Source organism: Tessaracoccus coleopterorum, from assembly GCF_011174705.1.
Taxonomy (GTDB): Bacteria; Actinomycetota; Actinomycetes; order Propionibacteriales; family Propionibacteriaceae; genus Arachnia; species Arachnia coleopterorum.
The window spans coordinates 1,769,446-1,794,941 of sequence record NZ_JAANIJ010000001.1 but is presented as its reverse complement, the minus strand read 5'-3'; the positions used below and the strand labels follow the sequence as shown (position 1 = coordinate 1,794,941).

28 protein-coding genes and 4 pseudogenes are annotated in these 25,496 nt (G+C 65.8%); 12 read left to right on the top strand and 20 right to left on the bottom strand.

All coding sequences use genetic code 11. The features are described from left to right. Positions 1-1,261 precede the first annotated feature (1,261 nt). The 7 genes from G7085_RS11585 to G7085_RS11555 all read right to left on the bottom strand — a co-directional run bounded on the left by G7085_RS11585 (position 1,262) and on the right by G7085_RS11555 (position 6,815). On the bottom strand, positions 1,262-1,447 hold the full coding sequence (locus G7085_RS11585; protein ID WP_197511074.1) for a hypothetical protein: 186 nt from the start codon (positions 1,445-1,447) through the stop codon (positions 1,262-1,264). Between the two features lie 320 nt (positions 1,448-1,767). Continuing rightward, complete coding sequence (locus tag G7085_RS11580; RefSeq protein ID WP_197511073.1) at positions 1,768-2,139, bottom strand: hypothetical protein; 372 nt, start codon at positions 2,137-2,139, stop codon at positions 1,768-1,770. Positions 2,140-3,610: 1,471 nt separating this feature from the next. After that, entirely contained in the window at positions 3,611-3,886 is a 276-nt protein-coding gene (locus tag G7085_RS11575) for a hypothetical protein (protein ID WP_197511072.1), read from the bottom strand. A gap of 572 nt (positions 3,887-4,458) precedes the next feature. Then, positions 4,459-5,019 (bottom strand): hypothetical protein, encoded by a 561-nt coding sequence (locus G7085_RS11570; RefSeq protein WP_197511071.1) that lies wholly within the window; start codon positions 5,017-5,019, stop codon positions 4,459-4,461. Between the two features lie 289 nt (positions 5,020-5,308). Continuing rightward, positions 5,309-5,482, bottom strand: a complete 174-nt coding sequence (locus tag G7085_RS11565) for a hypothetical protein (protein ID WP_197511070.1) — start codon at positions 5,480-5,482, stop codon at positions 5,309-5,311. 343 nt (positions 5,483-5,825) lie between these two features. Beyond that, positions 5,826-6,017 (bottom strand): hypothetical protein, encoded by a 192-nt coding sequence (locus G7085_RS11560; RefSeq protein ID WP_197511069.1) that lies wholly within the window; start codon positions 6,015-6,017, stop codon positions 5,826-5,828. A 315-nt stretch (positions 6,018-6,332) separates the two neighbouring features. Continuing rightward, on the bottom strand, positions 6,333-6,815 hold the full coding sequence (locus G7085_RS11555) for a hypothetical protein (RefSeq protein WP_197511068.1): 483 nt from the start codon (positions 6,813-6,815) through the stop codon (positions 6,333-6,335). 507 nt (positions 6,816-7,322) lie between these two features. On the opposite strand from G7085_RS11555, the gene G7085_RS11550 reads away from it, so the two are divergent. Then, a complete protein-coding gene (locus G7085_RS11550; RefSeq protein WP_231979440.1) occupies positions 7,323-7,526 on the top strand; it encodes a hypothetical protein in 204 nt (67 codons plus the stop codon). Beyond that, positions 7,523-7,690: a hypothetical protein gene (locus tag G7085_RS11545; protein WP_197511066.1), complete on the top strand. Its 168-nt coding sequence runs from the start codon at positions 7,523-7,525 to the stop codon at positions 7,688-7,690. The genes G7085_RS11550 and G7085_RS11545 overlap by 4 nt, the downstream gene beginning before the upstream one ends. A 158-nt stretch (positions 7,691-7,848) precedes the next feature. Here the strand turns inward: G7085_RS11545 and G7085_RS11540 are convergent, their stop codons facing one another. Next, positions 7,849-8,577, bottom strand: coding sequence for a hypothetical protein (locus G7085_RS11540; RefSeq protein WP_197511065.1), 729 nt, complete (start codon positions 8,575-8,577; stop codon positions 7,849-7,851). 115 nt (positions 8,578-8,692) lie between these two features. Next, a complete protein-coding gene (locus G7085_RS11535) occupies positions 8,693-8,902 on the bottom strand; it encodes a hypothetical protein (protein WP_197511064.1) in 210 nt (69 codons plus the stop codon). A gap of 137 nt (positions 8,903-9,039) precedes the next feature. Here G7085_RS11535 and G7085_RS11530 point away from each other — a divergent pair, with 137 nt between their 5' ends. Continuing rightward, positions 9,040-9,879, top strand: coding sequence for a hypothetical protein (locus G7085_RS11530; RefSeq protein WP_197511063.1), 840 nt, complete (start codon positions 9,040-9,042; stop codon positions 9,877-9,879). Positions 9,880-9,913: 34 nt separating this feature from the next. After that, on the top strand, positions 9,914-10,132 hold the full coding sequence (locus G7085_RS11525; RefSeq protein WP_197511062.1) for a hypothetical protein: 219 nt from the start codon (positions 9,914-9,916) through the stop codon (positions 10,130-10,132). Between the two features lie 83 nt (positions 10,133-10,215). On the opposite strand, the gene G7085_RS11520 is transcribed toward G7085_RS11525, so the two are convergent. After that, complete coding sequence (locus G7085_RS11520; protein ID WP_331715624.1) at positions 10,216-11,529, bottom strand: SIR2 family protein; 1,314 nt, start codon at positions 11,527-11,529, stop codon at positions 10,216-10,218. Between the two features lie 1,030 nt (positions 11,530-12,559). Between G7085_RS11520 and G7085_RS11515 the strand changes: the two genes are divergently transcribed. Further along, entirely contained in the window at positions 12,560-13,465 is a 906-nt protein-coding gene (locus G7085_RS11515; RefSeq protein WP_197511060.1) for a hypothetical protein, read from the top strand. A 461-nt stretch (positions 13,466-13,926) separates the two neighbouring features. Here G7085_RS11515 and G7085_RS11510 read toward each other — a convergent pair whose 3' ends face one another. The 9 genes and pseudogenes from G7085_RS11510 to G7085_RS11475 form a co-directional block, all read right to left on the bottom strand. Then, positions 13,927-14,340, bottom strand: coding sequence for an AbiV family abortive infection protein (locus G7085_RS11510; protein ID WP_197511059.1), 414 nt, complete (start codon positions 14,338-14,340; stop codon positions 13,927-13,929). A gap of 203 nt (positions 14,341-14,543) precedes the next feature. Next, positions 14,544-14,978 (bottom strand): site-specific integrase, encoded by a 435-nt coding sequence (locus tag G7085_RS11505; protein WP_197511058.1) that lies wholly within the window; start codon positions 14,976-14,978, stop codon positions 14,544-14,546. A gap of 1,359 nt (positions 14,979-16,337) precedes the next feature. Then, positions 16,338-16,469: a hypothetical protein gene (locus G7085_RS30300; RefSeq protein WP_269451845.1), complete on the bottom strand. Its 132-nt coding sequence runs from the start codon at positions 16,467-16,469 to the stop codon at positions 16,338-16,340. Then, positions 16,460-16,771 (bottom strand): flavin reductase, encoded by a 312-nt coding sequence (locus G7085_RS11500; protein ID WP_231980189.1) that lies wholly within the window; start codon positions 16,769-16,771, stop codon positions 16,460-16,462. The genes G7085_RS30300 and G7085_RS11500 overlap by 10 nt, the downstream gene beginning before the upstream one ends. 99 nt (positions 16,772-16,870) lie before the next feature. Continuing rightward, on the bottom strand, positions 16,871-17,218 hold the full coding sequence (locus G7085_RS11495; RefSeq protein ID WP_197511056.1) for a MazG-like family protein: 348 nt from the start codon (positions 17,216-17,218) through the stop codon (positions 16,871-16,873). 134 nt (positions 17,219-17,352) lie between these two features. Beyond that, a complete protein-coding gene (locus G7085_RS11490; protein WP_231979439.1) occupies positions 17,353-17,766 on the bottom strand; it encodes a MarR family winged helix-turn-helix transcriptional regulator in 414 nt (137 codons plus the stop codon). Positions 17,767-17,810: 44 nt separating this feature from the next. Then, positions 17,811-18,125, bottom strand: a complete 315-nt coding sequence (locus tag G7085_RS11485) for a hypothetical protein (protein WP_197511055.1) — start codon at positions 18,123-18,125, stop codon at positions 17,811-17,813. Then, a pseudogene (locus G7085_RS11480) lies at positions 18,115-19,285 on the bottom strand (DUF808 domain-containing protein). Before G7085_RS11480 ends, G7085_RS11485 begins: the two are co-directional and overlap by 11 nt. 67 nt (positions 19,286-19,352) lie before the next feature. After that, positions 19,353-20,051, bottom strand: a complete 699-nt coding sequence (locus G7085_RS11475; RefSeq protein ID WP_231979438.1) for a Sir2 family NAD-dependent protein deacetylase — start codon at positions 20,049-20,051, stop codon at positions 19,353-19,355. 287 nt (positions 20,052-20,338) lie between these two features. Between G7085_RS11475 and G7085_RS36310 the strand changes: the two genes are divergently transcribed. The 7 genes and pseudogenes from G7085_RS36310 (at position 20,339) to G7085_RS34830 (ending at position 24,447) form a co-directional block, all read left to right on the top strand. Beyond that, complete coding sequence (locus G7085_RS36310) at positions 20,339-21,571, top strand: cation:dicarboxylate symporter family transporter (RefSeq protein ID WP_456300397.1); 1,233 nt, start codon at positions 20,339-20,341, stop codon at positions 21,569-21,571. A gap of 29 nt (positions 21,572-21,600) precedes the next feature. After that, positions 21,601-22,044 carry a DsbA family protein gene (locus tag G7085_RS34845; RefSeq protein ID WP_408647095.1) on the top strand — a complete coding sequence of 148 codons (444 nt, stop codon included), beginning with the start codon at positions 21,601-21,603 and terminating at the stop codon, positions 22,042-22,044. Further along, a pseudogene (locus G7085_RS34840) lies at positions 21,945-22,201 on the top strand (mycothiol-dependent nitroreductase Rv2466c family protein). The gene G7085_RS34845 and the pseudogene G7085_RS34840 overlap by 100 nt, the downstream one beginning before the upstream one ends. 155 nt (positions 22,202-22,356) lie before the next feature. Beyond that, positions 22,357-22,746 carry a flavodoxin domain-containing protein gene (locus G7085_RS11460; RefSeq protein WP_197511054.1) on the top strand — a complete coding sequence of 130 codons (390 nt, stop codon included), beginning with the start codon at positions 22,357-22,359 and terminating at the stop codon, positions 22,744-22,746. Between the two features lie 293 nt (positions 22,747-23,039). Then, positions 23,040-23,549, top strand: a complete 510-nt coding sequence (locus G7085_RS11455) for an extensin family protein (protein WP_197511053.1) — start codon at positions 23,040-23,042, stop codon at positions 23,547-23,549. A gap of 241 nt (positions 23,550-23,790) precedes the next feature. Continuing rightward, positions 23,791-23,994, top strand: a pseudogene (locus tag G7085_RS34835) (acyltransferase domain-containing protein); the annotation flags it as partial. Positions 23,995-24,066: 72 nt separating this feature from the next. Next, the gene (locus tag G7085_RS34830) at positions 24,067-24,447 is read left to right on the top strand and encodes a hypothetical protein (protein ID WP_408647205.1); all 381 of its coding nucleotides are present in this window, start codon (positions 24,067-24,069) and stop codon (positions 24,445-24,447) included. A gap of 26 nt (positions 24,448-24,473) precedes the next feature. Here G7085_RS34830 and G7085_RS25705 read toward each other — a convergent pair. After that, a pseudogene (locus G7085_RS25705) lies at positions 24,474-25,410 on the bottom strand (DUF885 domain-containing protein); the annotation flags it as partial. Positions 25,411-25,496 lie beyond the last annotated feature (86 nt).

Genomic DNA, 25,496 nt, shown 5'->3' with positions numbered 1-25,496 from the left:
CGCGGATCTGCCGCGTCGAGGCGGTTGTCGTGCCTGGTGGGGATCACCTAGATGGTGCAGGGTGGGATTCTGGCGCGGCGGGCCGCGCTGGCGACAGCCTGGCGGAGTGCCTGTTGGGCGACCTCGTCCGGTTCGAGCTGCTGGGCTTGTTGGGGTCGATTGCCACGTCCACCCACAGGTCGCGGCCGTCGCGCTGAGTGACCACCCGCGCAGGCTCTCCGGTCGTGGTGGTGGAGGCTGAGAGGTGGAGGGTCGCTAGGCCGGAGGTCTTCCACCAGGACGTCAACCGGGCCCGTGGGCGGGTTCCAGGGCGCCCAGGCGCGCCGGTGCGCGGCTGAGAGGCGATGTGGTTCACCGTTGATGCCGCCGAACTCGACCACGCTGGGACGCGTCGGATCGTTGGTGGAGAAATGGCGCACCTCGATGGGTGGGGTCGCGGGCGCGGTAGCCAGGGGCACTGAGGGGCTGTCTGTGCTGGAGACAGAGCATCGAGGTCGACGGTCAGCTCCTCGACGTCCAGGGTGAGCGCACCGTGATCCACGAGCAACGAGGTAGACACGCTTGTGGCGCTGGTCCACCGCGGGGCTGAGGGGCAAACTAGCCGCGGCCTCCACGGCCGAGGCGGTCGGGCTGGCGCCCACGAGCTGGCCCGTGCGGGCGTCTAGGACGTCGATCCAGCTCCGCCGCGGCTGGTCCACGGGCAGGACTGTCAACACACGAGCGCGGTGCCGGCGACCCGGGGCTGAGATCCACCGCGAAGCGGCTACCGCCGTTGCTCCGCGTGCCAGCATCTCGGCTTCGATCTGTTGCCGATCGAACCCGTCTCCGGTTCCTTGTTGGAGTGCTGAGGCGGTCTCCAGGAGTACCTGCAACGCCAGCCACCACCGGGCCGCCGGGTCCAGATCGGCCACGCTGTCAGGGACGGCCACCCGCGCCGTCTCGAATCCGCCTGGGATGTCGTCGAACACCGTGACCACCACTGCGGGTCCAGGTGCCGGCACATCGTCGACCTGGACCCTCAGTAGTGTCGAACGCAGCCGAATCTCATGGCCGGTCAGCAGTTCTCCCAGTTGAGTCTTGATCGGCGCACCCGCGCGGGCGAGGGCATCACCGCCTCGCGCCCCTTCGACCCAGGGCCGGCCGACTCGACCGCCATCCGGCCACAGCTCCATCCCCCGCACACGAACACTCACAGCGGCATTATCCCGATCAACGCAGCGACCATGAGCGACCACCCTGAGACAGCCGCCGTGGAGGCGCATCAGAACCCACCTCCGGTCATGGACACCGCGTAGACCGCGAACATGCCCAGCCCGAGCGCAACTAGCGAGGCCACCCACACCGCGCTCGACCACGAGAGGCCACGGCGATGTGCGAGGACCAGACAGGCGACGGCTCCCACGAAGGGCGCGAGGACAACAGCCAGGAGAAAGATCAGCAGCGCCACCCGCGGGACCGTCAGATAGGTCCGCTGGATGGGATCACCAAGGTTCCACACCACACGCGCAACCCCAGGCAGGAACGCCGCCAACCCAGGCAGAAGAGACACAACGAGACCTGCCACCGCCACCGGCAGACTGCCCGGTCTCCGACGCATGTCACTCACACGCCCATCCTCTCAGCACCGGCCAGCCAGACCCCATCCGCACAGTCTGAACATCCGGATGTCTGCCGCTGAGCGGAGCAGACACCGGCTCCGCACTCTCGCAGCCGGCGCACTGACCCCCGGCTCTGGCCGTTCGGTTGAGTCAGCGGACCCGAGGGATGTCAGCACGAGTGGAGCAGGTCGTCAGGATCGCCACTGATAGTCAGTTCACCGTCGAAGCGGAGCACAACCGGGATATCGCCGGCGCCGCCGTCGCTCAGATCGATGTGGAGTGTCGCGTTATCGAGCCATTCAACTGAGTTGATTCCGCTGTAGTCACCATTGACGCACCCCAAGTCGGTGGTGAACCAGCCGTGCTTGAGTTGCAGTGGGTACATGGGGTCGATCCAGTCGGCCCACGTGCGGACAATCAGGGTTCGGTCCCCGTCCGGCGAGGGATATCGCGCATACTCCTCCGCAAGAAGCGCACAGCCGGTAGTGGACGCGACGCCGACCAAGCAGGAAAGAATCAAAGCCACGCCCCTGTTGTCCATGACGAGACTGTAGACCTGACCGGGTCCACCACCGACGAACTCACTCTCGCATCGCCGAAGGACACTGCCTGCACCGGCGAGCTGCGTGTCTCTTCGCAACTGCCACCCACCTGTCTGATCGGGGCCGGGGTGTCGCGAAACGCACCAACTCACCCAGCACTCCGACTTCGACCACCTTGGTCGTTCACGACCAACGCGCCAGCGTCGTGACTCAACCTCTCCTTCCGACGGACCTGGCGGTGGAGGCCGCACAGCACGAGCCTTCCAGCTGGTGCAGGCCTTCACGCGGGACACCAGGAATCCGCTCAGCGCCTCCGACCACGGACCTTCTGAACTAGGCACCATGCCAACCACGCGACGGTAAGTCCGGCACTGACAACCAGGTGCCCAACGGCGACTGATCTGCACATGACAGCCCACTGCGGAAAGGCATTACCGGATGAACCGTGCAAGGTGATGGCCAGGAAGGCTTGATCGCAGTACAGGTCGACGCCCGTTTCCTGCGGGACTACGGGAGCCCAGAGCATGATGACGAAGACCGTGAGCGCGAGGAGGCCTCCTGTCAGGGCGAGTCGCCACCGGTGTCGGGCTAGACCCACGCGCCGCAGGGACACCAGGCTGGCCGTCGTAGAAGCGATGACCAGCGTGGGGAGCAGCAGCAGAGCGACTAGCGCAATGCCGGGTGATGTATCCGCATACTCAGTCATGGTTGTGCTCGCGCACGGTCCTCTCGATGGGAGTCTCTCAAGTCGCTGGCTTCGACCTCTTCCTGATCGACCCTCTCACGGACGCGGGCCAGATCAGCGACAGCCTCGGCGCCCTCGCCTCTGAAACGCCTCTGACGCTCGGATGCGGATCGCTGGCTCGCCGGGGCCATCAATACCAGCGACGCGCCGAAGGTGGCGCCCCCAACATCCGGTCATGCCGCGTTCCGATGGTTAGATTCCCCTACGCTCAGGCGAGGCTGGTGGTCTGGATGGAGGAGGGCTGGTGAGCACGAACGCTGACCTTCTTGCGATCCCCGGCCTGGACCGGGCGGGCCAAGTGGCATGGATGCAATCGCTCCGGCCCAGGGCCACGACCATCGAGTTGCTCTTTCACGACAGTGACGTTAGTCACCCGTTGACACTCGAGCTTGCATGGCTGGTTCCCGCCCGCCAAGAGGGGGTCGGTGCGCGTCCCGGGTACCCGCGACCGCACCCGCGCGCCGTCTTGCACCGTTACCGCTACGACCGTGCCATCCTTCGCGCACTGATCGATCTCGGCGGCCTTTTTGAGTACGTATCAGATCCGCTCGGGACACGGTGAGATTCACGCGGTTGGGGAACGTTGACGTCACTTTCCTGGACCGTTCCGACGCGGTCCTCGGATCCACGGTGACCCACGAAGGGCTCATCCTGACCCCGGTCGAGGTCCCTACAGCCAAAGGATGATCCATCCGCTCTTGCCGCGATGGGTGGTGCTCACGTGTTCAAGGTGTTCGTCGGCGTGCCCACCATCGCCAAGACGCGAGTAGGACCGCCGCTGCAGCGAGCAGCCACCAGAGTTCGTCCATCCCAGGTGGATCGGCCCAGGGGCCGAGGTAGAACATCGTGACCATGACGATCGCGGTGACGATCGCCGCGACGGCGAGGCCGGTGAGCAGTTCGAGGGTGAATCGCACCACTCCTGAACTCCTTCGCCTGCGCGCCGTGCGCATCACGTTACCTGCTGCGCAGCCTTCGCTCAGCGCCGACTGCTGTGACATCGGGTTCCTCGTCGCCATATTCCTAGCTGAGATGCCGTGTCAGAAGGAATGACGCCGCATCCCACCATGTCACGCTCGGCGCCGATCACGCGCGGGTCGCACCTGCAGGGCGACAGCGCCGTGGAACTCCTGGCCGAGAACCTACCTTATGTCACTTCATCTCGATCGCGCCCCCTCAGACACCTCTTGACACCTGTTGGGTGACGAGAGGGATGACAGTTGGACATCGTCCGTGACAGCGGATGACATCCATGTGACAGCAATGACATGCACGTGAGGGACAGCCCTCGCGTCTTGGCGTTGACCGCCGACCAGCGCGGCTCCACCTGCGCTTAGAGCACGCTCATCTCCCCGGTATGTCGCGGGGGATGGCATTGAAGTGTCACAGCGGACGACACGTTGACGCCATCGGTGGGTGGATTCTGCTACCCACCGATGGCGTCAAGCCTTCACCGTGGAAATGAATCAGGACAGCTTCTGGCCGTCCTCGAGTGCTCGCGCCACCAGTGGTGAGACATCGGCCAACGGGTTGCGCCAGTCGGCACGCGACGGATGAGTCACGGTGACGATCTTCAGTCCCCAGGAGCACGATGTGTCGTGCTCCGCCAACCGCGGTTGTTCCGCTCAGTGAAATGGTCGATCTCGTGATGGGCGCCGTACTGCCGACGGACGAACTCGCCGGCACTCTTGCCGAAGCAGACGACGACCTTCACGCCGAGGGTACGAATGACGGCCTCGTGGAAGGGCCAGCAGAGCGCGGCCAATCTGTCGAACTCCTTAGCAATGTCCGCCTCAGCACGCGTCCGAGAGAACACCAGGCAGCTCGCCGGAACCTCAGTCGCTTGGAGGGACACCTTGCGAAGCAGGTGGAGAACGTTGTGGTCAATGCGGGCGGCCGGCTTACACGTGTGCGTGACGTAGGCCGAGTAGGCGCTGTGGGCGACCTTGAGCTGCTGGAACTGTTGACGGACTGTCTCAGCGCCGTCCCCGCCGGGGTTGAGACCCAGGAGGTAGAGGGGTTTCTGACCAGTGAAGCCCGCTTCGCCGGTGTAGAACGCGTGTCCCGGAACGTCCAACATTTCCTCGGGGATCAGCGCAGCAAATCCCTCCACCCCTGGCTCGGTGGCGCTCACTTCTGCTCCTCCCTTTCGTCGAAGTAGACGACCCTGAAGGCCGCGACGGCCCGACCCTCGTCGCCGTGGTCATTCATGAGAATCCATCGAACTGAATCAACGAGGGCGCGAGATCCCTGCCCCAACAACCGGGGCTACTATTCCGAACGCGGAAGCCTCAGCGCCGCGTGAGGGTAGAGGTACTTGGATACCCTCGGCACCCAGCCAAGCTCCTCCAAAGCGATCGCCACCCGCTCCCTCATGACCCACAGGAATTCAGCGTTTGCAGCTTGATTCGGGTGCACGAAGTCTACGAGGACGCCAACCTCGGTGTCCCGTAGACGCCACCAAGCGCCTCGATGATCGTGCCGCCCAGCTTCCCGTAGTGGAGATTAGCCGCGTTGTAGTTGGCATAGCCGACCGACTCCGCAAGGACCCTCGCCGAGACTGCCCGCGCTGCTTGCGAGTGATGGAAGATCAGCATCTCCCGCTGCTTCGGAGTGATCTTCCCGCGCGATCCGCTGCTTCGAAGGCTCGGACATACTCATCGACGGTGGGGAGCAGGAGCTGGCTTTCGTCCATGTCGCCATTATCCAACAAGAGCCATGCCGCATGGCGAACCAGCCCTATCGCGGGGGCGAGCTCCGCCTGGCTGGGACACTGGCCGAGAAGCCACGTTATGTCATTTCGTCGCGGTCGGGGTGGCCTGCGAGCTGTAATCCGGGGCCTCCCACGGCTCGGCGAGATCAGAAGGAAGGCTCAGCCCGAGCTTCCCTGCCAGGCCCTTCACCCAGTCGTCCTTTAGGCGGCGAGGGTGAGGGGCTCGGTCACTTCATCGGTGGAACGCTGGGCGGCAGGAAGTCAGGCATCTCCGACGGGGCGTCGATGATGGCCCCTTCCGGCATGGCGGCAATCTCTACCACCAACTGGTCCCAGAACTTTGAGGTCTCCTCGTTGATGACGTACCGCGAGTCGGCCTTCAGGGTCCCGAAGGCCAGCTCGGTGAGAATCTTGTTCATGATTTCGGTGTCCATAGCCATGATCAGTCAGCCTTCCGTAGGAACTTCTCCCACAGCTCTGGGGCGACGATTTCGGAGGTGTCCCAGGTACTACGTCCTTGCCCGTGAGGTTGGTCGGCGCCAATCATCCGGCACGAGGACGGGCCGGTCCAGGTCTTCGCAGCGTAGCCCTCCACCACAGGCCGGGGAGATGAGATTTCGGTTGGCGCTACCTGTCGCCACCACCACCGGTCAGGTGTCGGGTCGGGTCCGGCCCGGCACCGCGGTCAGGCACGTCCAACGATGCGCCCTGGCCGCGCAACAGGGACTGGCAAGCTACGTGACAGGGACGGCGAGGTAGCGGAACCGGCCGCGCGTTCCGGGCAGCTCGGAGTAGTCCCGCCATGCCAGCGTGTACATGCCCGCTAGGTCGATGGGTGTGGTGCGACTTACGCTTGTCCCTGGCCCGGTTCTCGGGCCCCAGGCGCGCGGGCCGGTGAGGGTCAGGCCGTCGTGGAGACGAAACGCGTCTGCATTCGTGACGCGATCGTGTGTAGGGGCTCGCCAGTACGAAGGGTCGTTGGCGAGAATGAGCACGAGGCCGGCCTTCGCGTATCCAGCCGCCACGAGTCTCTCGACGCGGGCGATGTCCTTGACGCAGTCGTAGCCGCGGATGTCCTGGGCAGACTGCCGCAGCAGGGCGAACTGTTCCCCATCGACTTCGCCCTCCCACTTGTCGGTGAGGTACTTCAACTCGATCGCGAGGGATCCGCCGTCGGTCGGGTCAGTGACGAGCAGATCGAGGTGCGCGCCCTTCACCGGCCGGGTCTCCAGCCGCACACGAAGGCCGGGATGCGCCACGTGGATCGCCCACGCGAGAGCCTGCTGGAAGTCGGCTTCGGAGTGGAAGACGGGGCGCTCCCCGCGAGGCCGGGCAGTAGCTCGATCACATCATCGGCACGGAACATAGACACCTTCCTACACCCGTTTCGGCGTCCAGGCGCACAAACAGGTGACCCGCGACGAAGTCTCAGGCGGACTGATGCAGCTTTCGTCACGTAGCGTTACGTCATTACGTTACGTGCTGTCGTGACGCCGAGACTCAGCAGACTGATCAGCAGATGTGCCGGTTCCGGGTGTGAGCAGCCGGCGGTGCCGTCCGATGGCACCGGCCGTCCGCCGGAGTATTGCGACGACCCTGGTCACACTCGGGCGGCTGCGTGGCGTGCGCGGCAGAGGTTGGCGGAGGGGCCTCAACAGGTTGAGGCATATCCGGTCGACGCGGCGCGGCAGCGGGCGAGCATGATCACCGGCCAGGTCTCGGGGATGATCGAGCACCTGGGCCAGCAGCTCAGCAGTCTGGTCGACGAGCTCCGCACCGTCGGAGATCCGGAAGCCGTCGAAGCGCAACTCGAAGCGGTCTCCAGCGAGGCCGCCGAGCAGGTCGCCACCGCCAACGCCCGCGCCACACGGGCCGAACAGATCCAGCAACGCGCCGAAGCAGGAAGGCAACCTTCCGCGAGGGGATGACCCGCACGTTCTACCGAGGGCGATACGGACACACGGCTATCGTCGGCTGCTCGATCTTCATCCAGAACGCACACATCCGGACAGAGGAGAGGCCCGGCTTCGTCGCATGGATCGTTGCGGAATGCCGCAAGGACCTGCGCGAGCTCGGCGAGACCGACGCGTGAGCCGCGGTCAAGCGGCGGGCCACGGGGTACGTCAGCGCAAAGTGTCTGGCCATGCGGGGCGAACACTCTGCAGCTGAGTACTAGGAGCACCTCGGGCTCTGCTGTTGAGCTCGGGAAGCTAGACACCGCACCCGGTGTTGCCGGATCTGACGTAGCGGTCAGGGCCGGCGGGAAGCGACCTCTCGTAGCCGGTAGCGGAGTTTCTGGAACTCGGTGGGGATGTCGGTGACGGTGGCCGCTGCTGCACGTATCGCCTGAGGGCTGACGTCGGCGGCGTAGGTGCGGGTCAGCCAGGTCTTGAAGTCGTGCAGGCCCTTCGAGCGGTCCAGGCCAGGCCTGGCTGCGTCATGCTCGGCGCGTAACTCAACCCACGACTTGTGCGCTTTGGGCACGATGGCCTCGGCCGGCAGGTACTCGATGATGTCTCGTGCGGCCAGTCCATACGGGAGGAGTCTCTCGTGGACGCCCTTCTTCAAGGCTCTAGCCAACCATTGGGAGATCCACTGGTACTCCTCGCCCTTCCGGCCCCGCATCTGGCCGGTGAGGTAGTCGATGGCTAGGTCGGCGTCTCCGCTCAGGTAGCGTTCTTGAGCCTCCAACCAGGTTGCGTCGATCTCGCTGGCTGCCACGTTGTCCAGCAGCGCGACGACATGCGCTGTGGTCATGTCGAACAACAACTGGCTCTCTACAGTGGTGGGAAGCTTGGCCCCTCCGCGCATGGCGACGATCTTCACTCGCGACGCTTCGAGCACATCCGGAAGCAAAGCGCGCACCACGATTTCGTCGTGTTCGCCCTCAACCAACAAGAAGACCCGATACATACCGATCAGGTCTGAGGGGAGCATGCCCAGCTCAGCGTAGGACTCCTCGAGGTCGAACTTGGGCATCTGACTGGTTGAGGTGGGTCCCCTCGGTGGCGGTGGACGTGGATCAGGCTGACCTCGGGCCGGTTCAGGATCTCAGGCGAGTGAGTGGCCACTACGACCTGAGGACCGACGACGGTCAGGCCGTCCAGGCCGAGAGCCATGTGCCGCTCTGCAGCCCGATGCAACGCCGCTTCTGGCTCGTCAATAATGACGAGATTCGCTGGCCGGAACCGTTGCTCCAGCCGCCCCCAGTCGTCGGGTGCGGGTGCATCATCTTCATTGTCGTATTCAGCCTTGTCCCGACGATCTGGACGAGCGCCAAGTGCTGGCCGCCTTCGAGCGCCACGAGGACCTGGTGGACGAGCCACCGTCAGGCGATGAGGTGCCCATGGTCCGGTCTCGCCAGCAGAAGCACGTGGAGCTCGCTCTACAGATCCGGGGCGTGGCCAGGACCGTCGACTGGCTCCTGAAGGACTCGCGGCAGTGGCCGACGTGGCCATCCACAGCCCGGGGAACATTGCGTACCGAGCGCTGTCACGCTTCTCCGTTGGTGAGCCAGGCGTCTCCGTCAGCGGCCGATGGGTGGCCGCGGTGCGACTTTCAGGCGCCTTACGCACTCTGTTCTCACGTCCCGAGGCCATCCTGCTCCTGGATCAACTCGTTCCTGGCGTGGAGCCGTATTGGCGGAAGATCGTCACCTACTGCGCGTGGGGGAACCTGCAGGCAACCCTCGACGAGTACCTCCACCACCTCCACGTCAGCCTCGGGTCGCCGCCTGTCGACGATAAACTCCTGCTCGAGATCGCCCGCATGGCCTCGGTGGCGCTGGAGATGCGCTCGTCGACCGTCGAGGTGTTCGACCCGACCGATCAAGACGCGGGGTACCGGCGGCGCTTCTCCACGCGGTTTGCACTCCGCTTCGGCGGGCGTCGAGAGAACGAGGAGAGCGCCCGACAACCCGTCGTGCGTCAGGCGTTCAACAGTCCGTTCCATCCGTTCGTTCTGGCGACCACATCCATCGGGCAGGAAGGCGTTGACTTTCATTGGTGGAGCAGGAGCGTCTACCACTGGAACACCCCGCCCAACCCCATCGACTTTGAGCAGCGCGAGGGGCGGGTCGACCGATATGACGGGCTGGCTGTCCGGAGGAACCTTGCGGCCCGACACGGCGATGATGCGCGCAGAAGCGGGGCAGCCAACCCTTGGGCGAAGCTGTACGAATTGGCGTCGCGGGAAGATCATGGTCTCGGTTCCTTCGCGCCTCACTGGACCTACCCGGGAGAGCACCGGATCGAGCGTCACGTCGCCCGTACCCCTGAGTAGGGACGAAAGCAACCTCGACAACGTCAAGCGGGACGTGGCGCTGTACCGGCTGACCTTCGGCCAGCCGCGGCAGGAGGACATGCTTGCCCTCATGAAGGCGCGTTTCACCGACGGTGATGCGAGCGAGATCGAACGACTGCGGATCGACCTTTCAGCTCCGACGGCGCTTGAAGTCTCTCTCACGGCGCCCAACCATCGCCACGCCGAAGAAGGCGTCTTGACAGCGATGGACACTCGGGAAGGCGATGGATGAGGCGTCAGTGCGAAGCGGGTTTGGTCAAGTCGCGTCGTGACATCCTGTATGGCGCCCACGGGTGCCACAGTGAACAGGCAGGTTTAGCCCTCGCGCCTTCGACGTCTATCTCTCCTGACGCCCAACGCTGTGTACAAGTCCCCACGATCCCCATCGAAATCTGGACCGTAGACAAGTCTGTCATACTTGCAGCACAGCTTGGCCAGAGGGGTGCTCACCGGATCGGTCGCGGGTACTCTCTCAAGCAGGAATTCCTTCAGTGCGACCACGTCCGCCACCTCGTACATGCATACGAGTCCGTATTCTAGAGCCACATTCTTGTCTTCTTCTTCGAGGAGTTCACGGAACGTCTGCTTTTGACGCTTCGCTTTATCGCGCACGACGTAGGGGGTCAGCTTTGTCGACCCACTGATCAAGGCCCGGCCATTCGCAGGCAAGCCCGCGGTATCTGTGGGGTTTCCGGCCTCATCCAACAGGCCCGCAAGGTATAGGGGGTAGTAGACGGGAACAAACTTGGCCCCGCGAAGAAGGCGTGGGACGAGGTCACTGGCAAGCCGCTCAGCATTATGGTCGGTCTCACAGGTAAGCATATCCCGACAGATGTCTGAACGACCAAGCGCAGAGTAGCCCTTCTCTCCAAGCCGCTCCATTGTCCCTACCCCAACAACGATCTCAACATCATCGATGTCTTTGCCGTCGATGGGGAGGACGTGGACTCGACCGCTGGGCTCAGTGGAGAAGGTGAGTTCGTAAACACTTTGCCGCAGTCGCCTCAGGAGCTTGGCGGGGAAGCGTTCGGGCAGCGCTCCTAGCATCGAGAACAGCTCAAGAAAGTCCGCGCACACATACTCGCGGATCGTCAGCGTGTGTGGGCCCACGGTCATAGATCCGCGTTGCATCACGCTCTCGTCACCCGCTTGCGTCCGTCTTACGAAGACAAGGCGATCGTTAAGGACCTCGATTTGCTCGGCCGTTAAGCAAGTGATCAAATTCTCCAACATCCTGTTGATGTGCGCATCACCGAGACCATATCCGATGAAGAGAACGGGGTGTTCGACCAGCATGGTTAGGAGTTTCGCGATAAGGTAGGGGTTCCTATCCCAGTAGTGCGTGTAGTCCTCGCTGGTGACGATCAGCGACTTGGGATCAGTGACCGAACCGTGAATCTTGTAAATCTCGCCGACAGCTTGAGTGGTCGCGAAGAGCACGTCCTGCTGGCCCACAAACACCTCGAGACCTTCGAAATGCGTTTCGAGCATTGTGTCCCAGTTGGTCGTTATCACAGCATGTGCGCGCGCACGACCTAGTGCGTCTAGCTCAGCCGCTATTCCTGGATCCGAGATCACATCGTGATTTGCGATGTACTGGGCGATCTCAAACTTAAGCGGATCGGCCACCTGTTCGACGTCCGACTCATAAAGCGTGCGAGATTCGCTGTATTCGGGTTCGCGGAACCACACGTCATAGAATTCATCGGCGATGATGCTAGCAATCTTAGGCCGATCGTTTCCAGCGCGCCCCGGTAATAGGAAATGGGTCGGTTTGTCAAGCTCGCGAAGTGGTCGAGCAGGCCATCCCAGTCGGGAGAGCCCAGGTACCTTCGTGACAAACCCGACCCCACGAAAAGGACTGGCAGGGCCTGAGCCTGCTCCAAGGCCTCCTGCAGTTGCGCAACAGGTGTCGTCCCCACCTCGGTCTCCTCCCCTTGTCTGCCCGAGTATGTCGGAGGGCAGTCCGCTGAGCCTGCCGTGCCACAAGCGCGTATGGGTAGTCTTGCAGACTGACAGAGTCGGCGAGTACAGGCAGGGCAGGGCGGCATCCCATCTCTGTGGATGGCGGGTTCCAACAGAACCTTGAGGACCACAACCAACAGTTACTCTCAGTCCGCGTACTTCCCGGCATCTTTAACGTCTACTCTGGCGATTTTGTGAACACTGAGATGAACAACTGGGTATCAGGACTCTCCTGATCCACTGGCACCTAAGGGCTGTCGGGCCCAGCTGCTCGTGAATCGGGCGGTGCTCCGGCGTATGGGCTCGAACTGTTGCGTGACCTGGTTGTCGGCAACGCCTCTCCGACGGCGTGCAGCGTGGGCAGACTGAGGCACATGTCACAGCGGCCCGTGAATGATACCCAACGAGAGGCGCTGGCTTGGCTGGCGGCAGGGGAAACCGCCGACCCGCCTGATCGGAGGATGAAGGCAAGCGTGCAGGCCCTGGTTGCCCGGAAGCTCGCGATCGTCCGTCGCAAGGGTGGCTACTGGACGGCCGAGCTGACTGAGGCTGGCCGCTGGTTCGCTGAGCATGGCGCCTACCCACCCAAGGCCGGGGAACCGGTCCGAGCTCCACGGGGCCCCGGCCAGCGAAGCAGAAGCAGCCGGCCGCACGGATCACCAAATCCGAGCGGGAACCGGACCCTGTGGAGGGGGTGCCGGTCGCCGAGGAGCCTGCCGCCGAGATTCCGCTGAGGCAGGTCGTACGGCGGCCGCACCCTGCAGTCAAGGAGATCCGCGACCGACCCGGGCGACTGCCGAAGTTCGCACGCCGCCGCTGCGTGCTGATCGTGCACTCGCTGGTCACGGAGGCTCTGGCCCGCGGCTGGACGATCACGCCGGTGCTGGGCACCACGCACCAAGATCGCTGGAGCGGGAAGACCATAGGCTACGACACGCAGGCGCTGCTTCTGATCGACGCGGGACATGCACCCATCGGCCTGGTGTTCGACGAGGTCACCAAGCGCGAGCCGCACCAGGACACGCCCAAGGAGGCCGCCGACCGGGCAGCTGGCAAGTACGTCCACCCGCCCGCATACGACTACCTCGGCACCGGGCGCCTGCGGCTTCACCTCACCGAGAACAACCGGAAGACGGACATAAAGTTCGTCGACGGCGTCCGCAAGACGGTGGAGCACCAGCTGGTCGACATCCTGAACGTGATCGAGGACGCTACCAAGCGAGCACTTCACTTGGCCGAGCAGCAACGCATCCGCGAGGAGGAGGAAGAGGCCCGCCGACGCGAGGCTCACCGGATCGGCAAGCTGCGCGACGAGTACGAGAAGTGGGAGTGCCAGCTGCACGAGCGCACCGACGCCTGGGCCCGGCACCGCGGGCTAACGGAGTTCCTGGACGAGGTCCCTGTCGGCACCGACGGGCAGTCCGGGGAGTTCGTCGAGTGGGCGCGCGGCCTGCTCGGGGCCACCGACCCGCGTCGCAACTTCCCGCGGGGGCGCCGCCGCAGTGGACCCACGAGGAGCGGGTCGGGTGGGGCAGGCCAGAGCCGAAACCGAAGTACGGATGGCAGTGACGACACGCGGGAGGCCCGTCCGGGCCAGTAGCGTCACGCGTCTTGCATCCTGGAGACGGTGCGGAGGCCATCTAGGCCCAGCCGCCTTCTTTGGGGCTCTGTCCGCGAATCGGTCGGTTCGTTGCAGATCCGTAGCACGGCAGGGCGTGCTCTTCAGTAGACTCCTAGTCAGAGGCGTTTCGACAGGGGTTCGAGTCCCCTCTACGCCACGTTTGAGCATCCGGACACGCCGCCGACTGCGCTGTGTTCAGCGCCGGATCACCCTGCAGCGTCAGGCGAGGCGATGCAGGTAGACGGTTCCCCACGCGCCTGCGCCAAGCTCCAGTCCATCATCTGACGAAGAAAACCAAGTCCCGCCGCCTCTCCGTGCTCCGGAAGTAGTTCTCCATCTTGGGGTGAGGTAGGCATCCAGCTGGATTGCAGCGTCGATGGCCTCCGGCGTCAGCTGCCCGAGATGGGCCGTCATCCAACCGATCAGCTTCCTCGAACGGCTCAGCGCCTGCGTGGCCCCTCACACGTGATTGATGTCGGTGATTGCAGTCCATCCGGGCCTTGGTCGACATACAGCGCGGCGAGCTTCTCGCGATGGAGTGCACCACTATCGATCTGTCGGGCCTTGTCCCGGATGTCTCCGAGGTCACCGAGGAACGCGATCCCAGCGAGGGCCGTGGCGGTTAGCTTGTCCTCGTGCCGATTGGGTTTGAAGTCGGCAAAGTCATTACCCGGTAGCTGCTCCGCGATGGCGAGCAAAGCCTTGCCTGCTTCCTCTTCAGCCAAGACGGACAGTGCGAATGCTCTCGCCCATCGGCCCTGGTCGAAGAGGAGTTGTGCATCCTCGAGAAGCGCGTGGGCGTTGAGTTGAAGTTCCCTTGCGTAGTGGACGGTATCCCCGAGCGATCTGGCCATGAAGTCAACTTAGGGCCGAGGTGCGCAGGTGGCGCGTGGCGCCCGTTCTGAGCAGGCGTTTCTGATCCGTGGACGTCCGGACTCTCATGGTCGGCTCTGGGTGCCTAGGAGTCGGATTAGTGCCTCGGGGTTCAGTGCCGGCACGACGATTGCTAGTTGGTCCGGGCTCATTGCGCTGACTGCGGCGGCCAACTGGTCGGCTGTCATGGCGTTGAGCAACCCGGCGACTGCCCGCCTCCGGGCGCGGCGGCGTCCGGTGTCCAGCCTGCCAGCTCACTGCATCGAAGCATGATGGGCCAGACCTGGCGTGGGTCGAGCACGGCGTAGGCGCCCTGGACGGCGGGTAGGCGGTGGCCCATGTACTGCTCGACTGCCAGTTCACCCATGCCGGCGCTCAGGAGGATGCGGCGGGCCCAGTGTCTGAGGTCGTACAGGCGTAGACCAGGCATCCCGATGGCCTCGCGGGCGCCGGTGAATCCTGACGGGGGCCGGACCTTTTCTCCTTTTCGATCGCGGCGCTGCTTGCCGGTTGTCCCGGCGACCTGCTGGGTCGTCGCGAAGGGCAGAACTTCGTTGGTCGATGGGAACACGAGCCCTTCGGGTCCCGGCTGGGAGAAGCGGTGGAGGTGGTCTTGCACGACCGGCACGAGGTGCGGGGGAGCCATACATGACGGATGGACTCGGGTGTCTTCGGTGTCCCGATGGTGTCGACGCGGCGGCCCTCGGGGTCCTGCTTCGGCTCACTGCGCGGGCGACGTTGATTCGCCAGATGGGAGCTGAGTCGATGTAGCCGACCTTGAAGTCGCCTCGTTGCAGGGCGAAGGCTTCGCCTGGGCGAAGGCCGGTCCAGGCGAGTAGGAGCACGAGCGCCTGCCACTGCCCGGGCTGCGTGGCGTCGGCCAGCCTTTGGACGTCTTCAGGGGTCAGGTCGTTGATCATGGTGGCCCTGACGGCCTTCGGTGTTTGCAGTACGACGCGGGCGGCGTTGTCGACGTCCCACGGATTGACGTCGAGCAGGCAGTCCTTTACTGCCGCCTTGTACACGGACTTGGCGAAGGCGTAGGCGTGGTGTCGGTATCGGGGTTTGTCTGCGAAGCGCTGCCACCAGGCCTTGACGTCGGCACGGCTGACGTCGGCGAGCGGGCGCCCGGCGAAGTCTGCGAGGGGCCCTTCGAGATAGGCGTGATACTCCGAGACGGTGCGTGGCGCCAGCGGTGTCCCGCGAGGTGTGGTCCGGTTCGCGATCCAGTCGCGGGCGTATGCACCGAAGGGGGTCGATATCTCGGCCTCGCGCTGCGCTTCGGCCGCCTGCTCCCGGCGTCGGGTGGCCGGTGGGGTCCAATCTCCGCGGTCGATCAACGTTTGCTCGGAGCGGAGCCAGGCCCACGCGAGTTCTGGCGTACTGAATGTGTGGCCCGGCACGTGTCGTTGCCCCTCTCGCTGGTACCGCGCCCGCCAATGATTGTGCTGGCCCTCGACCGTGCCGAGCGTCATGCGGCGTGCCATCGATAGATCCCTTCAAGAGAGGACAAATAGAGGACGTTTCGGGTCCACTCTAGCCCGATCTGCTCGCTCTGCCCAGCCTCTTCGAGCAGCCTTGGAGGAGGATTACACGCCTAGTGAAACGGCTTTGGTGCTTGTAGGTAGGAGTTTCATGGGTCATGGACGGGTTGAGCCTGAGCTCTGGTTCAAGTCCAGTTAGGCCCACCACCCGCGAAGGTCGTTGCTCCGGCAACGGCCTTTGTTGTTTTCCCGGGAATGCGTAACGCCCTCGGGCTCGAAGGCCGAGGGCGTTTACGCCGATGTCATCCTCGACACCGGATACGACGACCGGGCACGGGTGGGGGTGTGTGCCTGGAGGCGTCGGTCTTGTCCGTCCCAGATGGTCCGGGACATCACTCACGGCGCCGGGTGACTCTTCGGTCCACCGGTGCCGTGATGCACACACCTTATACGACGATGTGTAGTAGATGGAAGTGGTTCGCCCAAAAGTTCTTCTAGAAGTAGCGCCCCGACTGGTGGCCAAGCGCGGCCACGCCCTCGTTCAGCTCGATCGAGGTGATCGAGGCCCGCACGAGCAGGCACCACCCGACATGGGCCGGCTCGCGGTCGACCAGGTTCACCGACACCCAGGCCGAGGCGTCGTCGAGCCTCGGGCCGGACGGCGAGTCGCTCCAATGGCCCGTCCTGAAGGGGCCGCCCGGGATGGTGCGAGCCGTGCGAAGGCCTCCGAGACGGGACCCTGACCCGCACCGAGCACGTTGACGGTCGCGGTGCCCGTGGCGCGGAACAGATCCCACCAGTCGGCGTCCTCGTTCACCATCGCGACGAGCTCGCCCGGCTCTCCGTCGGCGACCAGCATCGACGAGATGGTCCAGCCGTCCCTGTGGGCACCGTCGGAACTCGTCCAGATGCTCACGGGCGCGGGCAGGCGGGAACGCAGCCGTCGTAGGGGATCGCGGTCCTCCGGGGAGGCAGGAACGGATGCTCGCTGTGGATGGTCATGGGGTCAAGTCTGACCCAGACCGCGTCAGCCCTCCAGGCCGGCGCGCGCGAGCGTACGGGCGACCTTGTCGTCCAGCAGGTCCATCGAGCGCCCGTCGTGTCCACGGACATGTTCGAGGGCGGCGAGCGCCGTCAGCGCGACGTCGAGCAACTCGTCCTCCACATCGCCCATCGTGTGGGTGACTCCCTTGCGGGGGTTCTGTCCCGTCACCCCGATGAGCGCGGCGACCACCTCGCCGGCCTCTTCCGTGATCTTCGCGATGCGCGCCCAGGTCGCGGCCTCGGGGTCTCTGCCGACGTTGCCCTCGTCGATCCAGCGGCTGAGGGCGGTGATGCCCGAAGCGAGGTCGTTTCTGCGTGGGGCGGGGATCATGTGGGTGAGGCTACCTTGTGGTCGGGGTCGGGCGAATCCGGGGGCCGCAAAAGACCTAGCCCCGGGTCATTTCGCTGGTTCATTCAGTAGGTCTACCACCCCAGGGGCGATCCGGCCGAGGATCGCCTCGCAGATCATGGACAACTGGTCGAGCTGCTCGGGGGTGAGTGCGTCGACCATGGAGTCGCGCACCGCGCCGAGGTGGCCGGGGCGGCGAGCACCACGGTGTCCCAGCCGGCGTCGGTGAGTGTCGCGTTCGTGGCGCGGGCGTCATCAGGGTCGGGGTGGCGGGTCACGAGGCCGCGGTTCTCGAGACGGTTCACCACGTGCGAAAGCCGGGGGAGCGTGCCGCGCGTTCGGGCCGCCAGCGACGACATCCGCAGCGTGCGCGCGGGCGCCTCCGAGAGCATGGCGAGAACCCAGTACTCGAAGTGTGAGAGGCCCGAGTGGTGCTTCAGTTGGGCCTCGATCGCGCCCGGCAACAACTCGAGCACCGAGGCCATCCGGACCCAGGCCTTCATCTCCCGTTCGTCGAGCCAGCGCGTCATGGCGCCCATCCTACCGGAATAGTTAAATCGACAAGTAACCTCGGTCAGAAGAAGAAGGGCGAAACCATCGCAAGCGCGAACACGGCAAGGACTGCGACGAGGACCGTGATCAGGATCCCCATGCCCTGACGCTTCTGAGGCGTGAACCCGATCGCCCCGCGGTTGGCGAACTGGTGCACCGGCGCGGCGTAGAAGATCTCGACGAACTGGCCTGGTTGCACGGAGAAGTCGATGTCGGCGTTGCCGAAGGTCCGCAGCCACTGCCCGTGCGCGTGGAGGCGGTGGTTGCCCGCGGGGACAGGGAAGTCGAAGCTCCCGGATGAGGCGCTGACGTTGAGCCGGTACCCGTCAAGCAGCACGGTCGGGGCGACCATCGAACTGGTCCAGAACGAGCCCGGCATGGTCAGGCGCATGGTGCCCATCGCCTGGGGCTGTGCCTGCGGGTAGGGGATCGGCTGGCTCTGGGGATGCGGTGCGGTCATGGGGCGAAATATTAGGACCCGACCGGTCCATCCCCTCGCGGTCGACGGCGCCGCCGCCCGTCCCGGTGGTGGCGGCGGGATCGACCACGATCTCATCGGTCGCGGGGTGCTCCGCGTCGTCGTGCTTCTTCCCGAACGGGAGCAGATGCATCACGACCACCGCCACGGCGCCGACGACGACGCCGAGCAGCGCGGAGAACAAGGTGTTGACGAGCCATCCGACGAACCCGCCCGCCGCGGCCGCGGCCGCGACCTCGAGGTGGTGGACGAACTCGTAGACGGGGTGGAAGCCCAGAGTGTCCATGCCGGTCAGGAGGATGTGACCGCCGACCCACAGCATGGCCGCGATGCCCACGGTGCTCAGAACCTTGAGGACGATCGGCATCGCCTTGACGAGCCCCGACCCAACGCGCCGGTGTTCTCCCGCTCGGAGAGTCGCAGCCCGACGTCGTCCATCTTCACGATGATGGCGACGACGCCGTAGACCAGCGCGGTGATGGCGATCGCCACCACGATCAGGGCACCCGCGCGCAGCCAGATGCTCAGATTGGCGACCTCGTTGAGCGAGATCACCATGATCTCGGCCGAGAGGATGAAGTCGGTGGTGATGGCGCCCTTCACCATCGCGTCCTCGTGGCTTCCGCCCTTGACGAGAGCGGGCGCCTCCTTGGCCTTGCTGTGCCCGGTGAGCGCCTCCCAGATCTTCTCCGCACCCTCGTAGCAGAGGTAGAGACCGCCGCACATCAGCAGGGGCGTGAGCAGCCACGGCGCGAGCCAGCTCAGCAGCAGGATCACGGGCAGGATGAAGACGACCTTGTTGACGATGGAGCCCTTGGCGATCTTCCAGATCACCGGCAGTTCCCGGTCGGGGTGAAGCCCTGGACGTAGCGCGGGGTGACGGCCGCGTCGTCGACCACCACACCCACGGCCTTCGTCGAGGCCTTCGCGGCCGCCGCCGCGATGTCGTCGACGGACGCGGCCGCCGCGCGGGCGATCGCCGCGATGTCGTCGAGGAGTGCCGCAAGTCCGCCAGCCATGGGTGCCTTTCTGCAGGTGGATCGCGCGAATTCTACCGGCCGAGAGGGCTTGACCGGTCGTCGGACGTCAGTGGGTCGCCAGTGCGACCCACCTCTCCAGCACCGGTGCGAGCCGCCCGTGCAGCCGGAGGGTCGCGTGCCCATCCCCGCGGGTGTGGCCGTCGGTGAGGATGATCACGTCGCGCCCCTCGCGGGCCGAGCGCTTCACGAAGCGCAGCCCGCTCATCACGCTGAGGCTCGTGCCGAGCACGAGCAGCACGTCGGCCGCCTCCAGGAGACGGTTCGCGGCCTCCACGCTGGAGCGGTGCGCGTTCTCCCCGAAGAAGACGACGTCGGGCTTCAGGATCCCGCCGCACCGGGCGCACGCGGGGTAGGCGAACTCGGATGTGCGGTCGACCTCGGCGTCGCCGTCCGGGGCGGTCCTGACCTGCTCGGCGAGGAGGTCGATCGAGGCAGCGAAGCGCGGGTTGAGGTCCAGAAGGGTGTGCTGCAGGTCCGTCCTCGTGCAACGGGCACCGCAGGACAGGCAGATGACGCTGTCGAGATTGCCATGCAGGTCGACCACCGGGGACGATCCGGCGCGCTGGTGCAGCCCGTCGACGTTCTGCGTGACCACACCGGTGACGGGGGTCAGGTCCGCGAGCCGGGCCAACGCGAGGTGCGCGGGGTTGGGCAACGCGCGCCCGAACGGACCCCAGCCGACCGTGCTGCGCGCCCAGTACCTTCGCCGACTGAGATCGGAGGAGACGAACTCCTGGTAGGTCATGGGGAGCGCGGCACGGCATCGCGGCCCGGTAGTCGGGCAGGCCGGAGCCGGTCGACATGCCCGCTCCGGTCAGGGCCATGGTGGGACGGCCGCGGAACAGCTCGAAGGCGGCCGCCACGTCGTCGTCGTGGGAGACCCTGCCGAAGCCGCCCTCACCTGGCCGCCAGGCGGGCCCGCGCGGGGCACACGGTTGCCGGCGGTGCGGAACCAGCCCCGACATCTCCTGGGATCATGGTCAAAAAGTACCCGGAAGTGATCCGACGGCATCCTCCCGATAGCGTGGGCCCATGACTGCACCGACGCAGGCGAACGCCAAGAAACGGCCCAGCCTCCTCCTTCTCATCGTGATCGCCATTGCGCTCGGCGTGGTGTGCGGCCTCTTCTTTCCCGACTGGCTCACCCGGGTCTTCGTAACCTTCAACGCCCTCTTCGGCCAGCTCCTCAGCTTCGCCATCCCGCTGATCATCCTCGGGCTGATCGCACCCGCGATCGCCGATCTCGGCAAGGGCGCCGGCAAGTGGCTGGCGATCACCGCGGGCATCGCCTACCTCTCGACGCTGATCGCGGGCCTGATGGGCTTCGGGGCATCGATGCTGGTGCTGCCCAGGGTGCTGCCAGGCAACACCGAGGCGGTGACCAACCCCGAGGAGTCGCTGCTCGCCTCCTACTTCACACTCGAGATCCCGCCGCTGTTCGGCGTCACCTCCGCTGTGGTGCTGGCCTTCATCGTGGGCGTGGCGCTCACCGTCATCAAGGGCAACGTGCTGCACGACGCATTCCGGGAGTTCCGCGAGATCGTCAACTGGATCATCACCAAGATCATCATCCCGCTGCTGCCCATCTACATCTTCGGCATCTTCCTCAACATGACGCAGGGCGGCCAGGTGGCGAGCGTCATCGTCGCGTTCCTCGGTGTCGTCGTGTTCGTCTTCATCCTCACCTGGATCATGCTGCTGCTGCAGTTCACCGTTGCGGGTGCCCTCTCCGGCGGCAATCCCATCCGCATGCTCGGCACCATGCTCCCGCCTACGCCACGGCGCTGGGCACCTCGTCGTCCGCGGCCACCATCCCGTCACGCTGCGACAGGCCATCAAGCTCGGGGTCCGCGAGCCCGTCGCCGCGTTCACGGTGCCGCTCTGCGCCACGATCCACCTCGCGGGCTCGATGATCAAGATCACCTGCTTCTCGCTCGCGGTCATGATGCTGTTCGGTATCACCATCGAGCCCGGGCTGATGATCGCCTTCATCGCGATGCTCGGCATCATGATGGTCGCCGCTCCCGGCGTGCCCGGGGCGCCATCATGACGGCTGCGGGGCTCCTGACGACGATGCTCGGCTTCAACGAGGCCCAGGTCGGCCTCATGATCGCCACCTACATCGCGATCGACTCGTTCGGCACCGCGACAAATGTCACCGGTGACGGCGCCATCGCCGTGATCATGGACAAGCTCATCGGCGACTCCCACGGGGCACACGAGGAGTTGGGGCTCGAGGACATCGCCGTCGCGGACCCCGCCTGACACCCGCGACGGTGTGGTGGGATGGAGACATGACGAAGCACGTTGACTTCTGGTTCGATCCGACCTGCCCGTGGGCCTGGATGGCATCCCGCTGGATGCTGGAGGTGGAGAAGGTGCGCGACGTGCGCACCACCTTCCACGTGATGAGCCTCTCGGTCCTCAACGAGGGAAGGGATCTCTCACCCGGCTACCGCAGAATGCTGGACAACGCCTGGTCACCCGTGCGCGCCGCCATCCTCGTCGAGCAGCGCCACGGATCGGAGCGTCTCCGCGAGTTCTACACCGAGATCGGCTCCCGGCTGCACCCGGGAGGACGACCCCAGGACCTCGACACGCTGCGCGAGGCGCTCGCCGCGGTCGGGCCGACACCGACATCATCGACATCGCACAGACGGATGCCGTCGACGATGCCCTCCGGCGCTCGCACCACGAGGGCATGGACCCGGTGGGCGATGAGGTGGGCACGCCGGTGATCCGCGTCAACGGCAAGAGCCTGTTCGGTCCCGTGATGTCACCCGCCCCAAGGGCGAGGAGGCTGGCAACCTGTTCGACGGGCTCGAGAAGGTGACCGCCTACGACGGTTTCTTTGAGCTCAAGCGGACCCGCACCGTCGACCCGATCTTCGACTGAGTCAGCTGTTGACGACCCCTGCCCGATCGGGCAGGGGTCGCCCTGGTTAGCCTAGGGAACATGGGAAATGTCCTGATCGGGTATGCGACGCGCACGGGGGCGGCCTCCGATGTCGCGGATTCGGTCGCCACAGTGTTGCGCTCTGCGGGCATCGGGTGCGGATCGCGAACCTCTCGGACGACCCGGCGGTCGACGGGGCCGACCTCGTCATCGTGGGCAGCGGCATCAACACCGGGGCGTGGTACCCGGAGGCGATGGCGTGGCTCCGCGCCAACGCCGAGGCCCTCACTTCGACGACGGTCGCGGTGTTCAACACCAGCCTGAACGCCGCCGACCCGGCGAAACAGGACACGGCCCACGGGTACAACGACGCAGCCATGCTCAAGTGCGCCGCGGTGGCCTCCGAGGCGTTCCCGGCAGGTTCGTGCCAGCGAAGGTCGGCCTACTGTCGAGGATCTTCGGCAGGCTCCGCGGGCACGGCTCCGACGACCACGTCGATCACACACTTGCCGAGGCGTGGGCCGGTGACCTCCTCGAACTCGTGAAGGACTGACACTTGGCGGCGCCCGTTACGGTTGGCCCATGCTTCCGCGCCGACTCGTCCTGACCGCGGGCGCGACCTTGGCGCTCGCGCCCCTTGCCGCATGCGGAACCCGCCGGGAAGACGGCAACGCCACGGGTATCGACCCGGGAGGCAACGCCGGGTGCGACCGCCCGGAGGCGCTGGAGTCATTCGCGGAGCTCGGCGGGGCCCCGCTCGCCTACGCGGAGACGGGCAACCGGCAGGCGTTCAACGCCGACCCCGCTTCATCGGCCTGCTGCGGCAGTGGGCCGGCGAGTGGGTCGCTCTGGCGGCCCTGGGGCCGCTCACCGTGGTCTCCACCTTCGGGCGCACGTCGACAAGTGCCCCTCCCTGCACGCCCGCGGCAGGGCCTTCGACTTCGCGGGGCTCACCCACGAGGCGGGCAACGTGTCCTGCCGCTACGACGAGTGGGGCGAGGATCCGGCCCGTCTACGGGAGTACTGGCGGCTCGCGGCCTCGCTGTCGAGCCGGTTCACCTACACCCTCACCTACGCCTACAACGCGCAGCACCACAATCACATCCACGTCGACAACGGCGTCAACGGCTACGACGATCCCGTCTTCCAGAGCTCGTCGCGGGCGCAGACCCAGGTGGTCCAGGGCGTCCTGCGGCACGTTTTCAACGCCCCGGTCACCCTCTCGGGCGACTACGACACCGGCACGGTGGACGCCGTCCGTGAGGTGCAGCGCTCGGCGGGAATCACCGCACGGCTCGCGACCACGGAGGGATGGAGGGCATTCCTCGCCGAGGCGGTCCGCGCCTGACCGCCCGCGCGCGACTGCCCTTCGTGGTGAGATGGAGGCCCCACCGAATTGGAGGACCGATGGTTCCCGACCTGGATCAACTGCTCGCCCTGCTCGAGTTCAGGGACGACGACGCCGTCGACTTCGGCGCCGGGCTCGGGCGGCTGTCCGCCGATGATGTCGCCACGATCGAGTCGCTCCACGCGGCGCTCGAGGCGAACGTGGGGCGGGTCGGGAGAGATCCAACCCGGTCGCCGGACCGCCCGTGGAACACCCCGCCGGCACCGACTTCCCGCTGCTGGTCGCGCTGGTGCGGGTCGCCCCGCTGGTGCACGCCGAACTCCTCCGCAGGGGTGTGGCCGAGGACGTCGCGTGGCACAGCCTGGCCGACCTCGGCCAGCAGGTCCACATCCACCGGCTTGTCCACAAGCGGTTCGGCTTCGGCGGGCGGACATGGGTACCGGTCAACTACAGCGGGTCCCTGCTGTGGCTCGGCAGGCTCCAGTTCACCCTCGAACCGGACGACGGGGCCCTCGGCGTGCACATCCCGAGTCGGGCCTTTGACCCCCGAGGCTGTGGACGCCTCCCTCGAACTGGCCCGCACCGTCGCGGTGCCCGCCTACGGGGAGTTCACCGTCGACCGCTTCACCTGCGTCTCGTGGCTGCTCGACCGTGGGCTGCAGCCCTGCTCGACCCGGCCTCCAACATGGCCCGGTTCGCGGCAAGGTTCGCGCCGTACGGGGAGCCGGCCGACGGAACCCGCGACGCCCTCTACTTCGGGTTCCACCGCGAGACCGGCGACGGCACGACCCTCGACCTGGACACCCTTCCCCAGTGGTCATCGCTCCAGCGCGCCGTCGTGTCGCGGCTGCGCGCGGGCCAGATGACGGTGCAGGCGGGATCGATGCCGCTCCGCTGAGCGCCAGTTGACGGGTGATGGCCGCGTCAGATTCCCCGTAGGGCCTCCCGAAGCACATCCAGGCCCACCGATCCCAGATCTAGGGCGGCGCGGTGGAACGACCTGAGGTCGAAGTCGGAACCCTTGCGGGCCGCCGTCTCGTCGCGGGCCTGCTCCCACAGCCGCTGACCCACCTTGTACGACGGTGCCTGCCCGGCCCAGCCGAGGTAACGGTCGAGCTCGAAGCGCAGGAAGTCGGGCTGCATGCTGACGTTCTCCCGCAGGAACTCCACGCGCTGTCCACGTTCCAGGTGCCGCCGCCGGGGTACGGCTTGCCGAGATGGACGCCGATGTCGAGCACGACGCGCGCGGCCCGGAGGCGCTGCGAGTCGAGCATGCCCATCCGGTCACCCGGATCGTCCTGGAAGCCGAGGTCGGCCATCAGGCGCTCGGCGTAGAGCGCCCACCCCTCGCCGTGACCCGACACCCAGCACAGCAGGCTGCGCCACTTGTTCAGGTCGCTGGCGCGATACACAGCCTGGCCGATCTGGAGGTGGTGGCCCGGGACGCCCTCGTGGTAGACGGTGGTCCTCTCCTGCCAGGTGGAGAAGGTCTCGACGCCCGGCGGCACCGACCACCACATGCGTCCGGCCCGCGAGAAGTCGGCCGTCGGGCCGGTGTAGTAGATGCCACCGTCCTGCGTCGGGCGATGCGGCACTCCAACGTCTTCAGCGGCTCCGCGATGTCGAAGTGCGTGCCGTCGAGGGCTGCGATCGCGGCGTCCGAGGTCTCCTGCATCCAGCGTTGCAGCGCGTCCGTGCCGTGCAACTGCCTGCTGATGTCGGCGTTGAGTCGCTCCATCGCCTCCGCGGTGCCGGTGGCGTCGCCGTACAGCTGGTTGGCGATGTCGTCCTGCTCGGCGAGGATGGCGGCCAGCTCGGCACGCCCCCACTCGTAGGTCTCATCCAGGTCGACCGTCGCGCCGAGGAAGCGGCGGGAGAGCCGCTGGTACCGCTCGCGGCCGACGGCGTCGGCCTCGGGGCGCGGTCGTGCAGGTCGGCCAGCGCGAC

What these genes read in the sequence shown, in the direction of transcription:
- G7085_RS11580 (WP_197511073.1), bottom strand. Translation starts at nt 2,139, where the DNA reads ATGGACAACAGGGGCGTGGCTTTGATTCTTTCCTGCTTGGTCGGCGTC.
- G7085_RS11575 (WP_197511072.1), bottom strand. Translation starts at nt 3,886, where the DNA reads ATGTCACAGCAGTCGGCGCTGAGCGAAGGCTGCGCAGCAGGTAACGTG.
- G7085_RS11565 (WP_197511070.1), bottom strand. Translation starts at nt 5,482, where the DNA reads ATGCTGATCTTCCATCACTCGCAAGCAGCGCGGGCAGTCTCGGCGAGG.
- G7085_RS11560 (WP_197511069.1), bottom strand. Translation starts at nt 6,017, where the DNA reads ATGAACAAGATTCTCACCGAGCTGGCCTTCGGGACCCTGAAGGCCGAC.
- G7085_RS11550 (WP_231979440.1), top strand. Translation starts at nt 7,323, where the DNA reads ATGATCGAGCACCTGGGCCAGCAGCTCAGCAGTCTGGTCGACGAGCTC.
- G7085_RS11545 (WP_197511066.1), top strand. Translation starts at nt 7,523, where the DNA reads ATGACCCGCACGTTCTACCGAGGGCGATACGGACACACGGCTATCGTC.
- G7085_RS11540 (WP_197511065.1), bottom strand. Translation starts at nt 8,577, where the DNA reads ATGCCCAAGTTCGACCTCGAGGAGTCCTACGCTGAGCTGGGCATGCTC.
- G7085_RS11510 (WP_197511059.1), bottom strand. Translation starts at nt 14,340, where the DNA reads ATGGCCAGATCGCTCGGGGATACCGTCCACTACGCAAGGGAACTTCAA.
- G7085_RS11495 (WP_197511056.1), bottom strand. Translation starts at nt 17,218, where the DNA reads ATGATCCCCGCCCCACGCAGAAACGACCTCGCTTCGGGCATCACCGCC.
- G7085_RS11490 (WP_231979439.1), bottom strand. Translation starts at nt 17,766, where the DNA reads ATGACGCGCTGGCTCGACGAACGGGAGATGAAGGCCTGGGTCCGGATG.
- G7085_RS11475 (WP_231979438.1), bottom strand. Translation starts at nt 20,051, where the DNA reads ATGACCTACCAGGAGTTCGTCTCCTCCGATCTCAGTCGGCGAAGGTAC.
- G7085_RS36310 (WP_456300397.1), top strand. Translation starts at nt 20,339, where the DNA reads ATGACTGCACCGACGCAGGCGAACGCCAAGAAACGGCCCAGCCTCCTC.
- G7085_RS34845 (WP_408647095.1), top strand. Translation starts at nt 21,601, where the DNA reads ATGACGAAGCACGTTGACTTCTGGTTCGATCCGACCTGCCCGTGGGCC.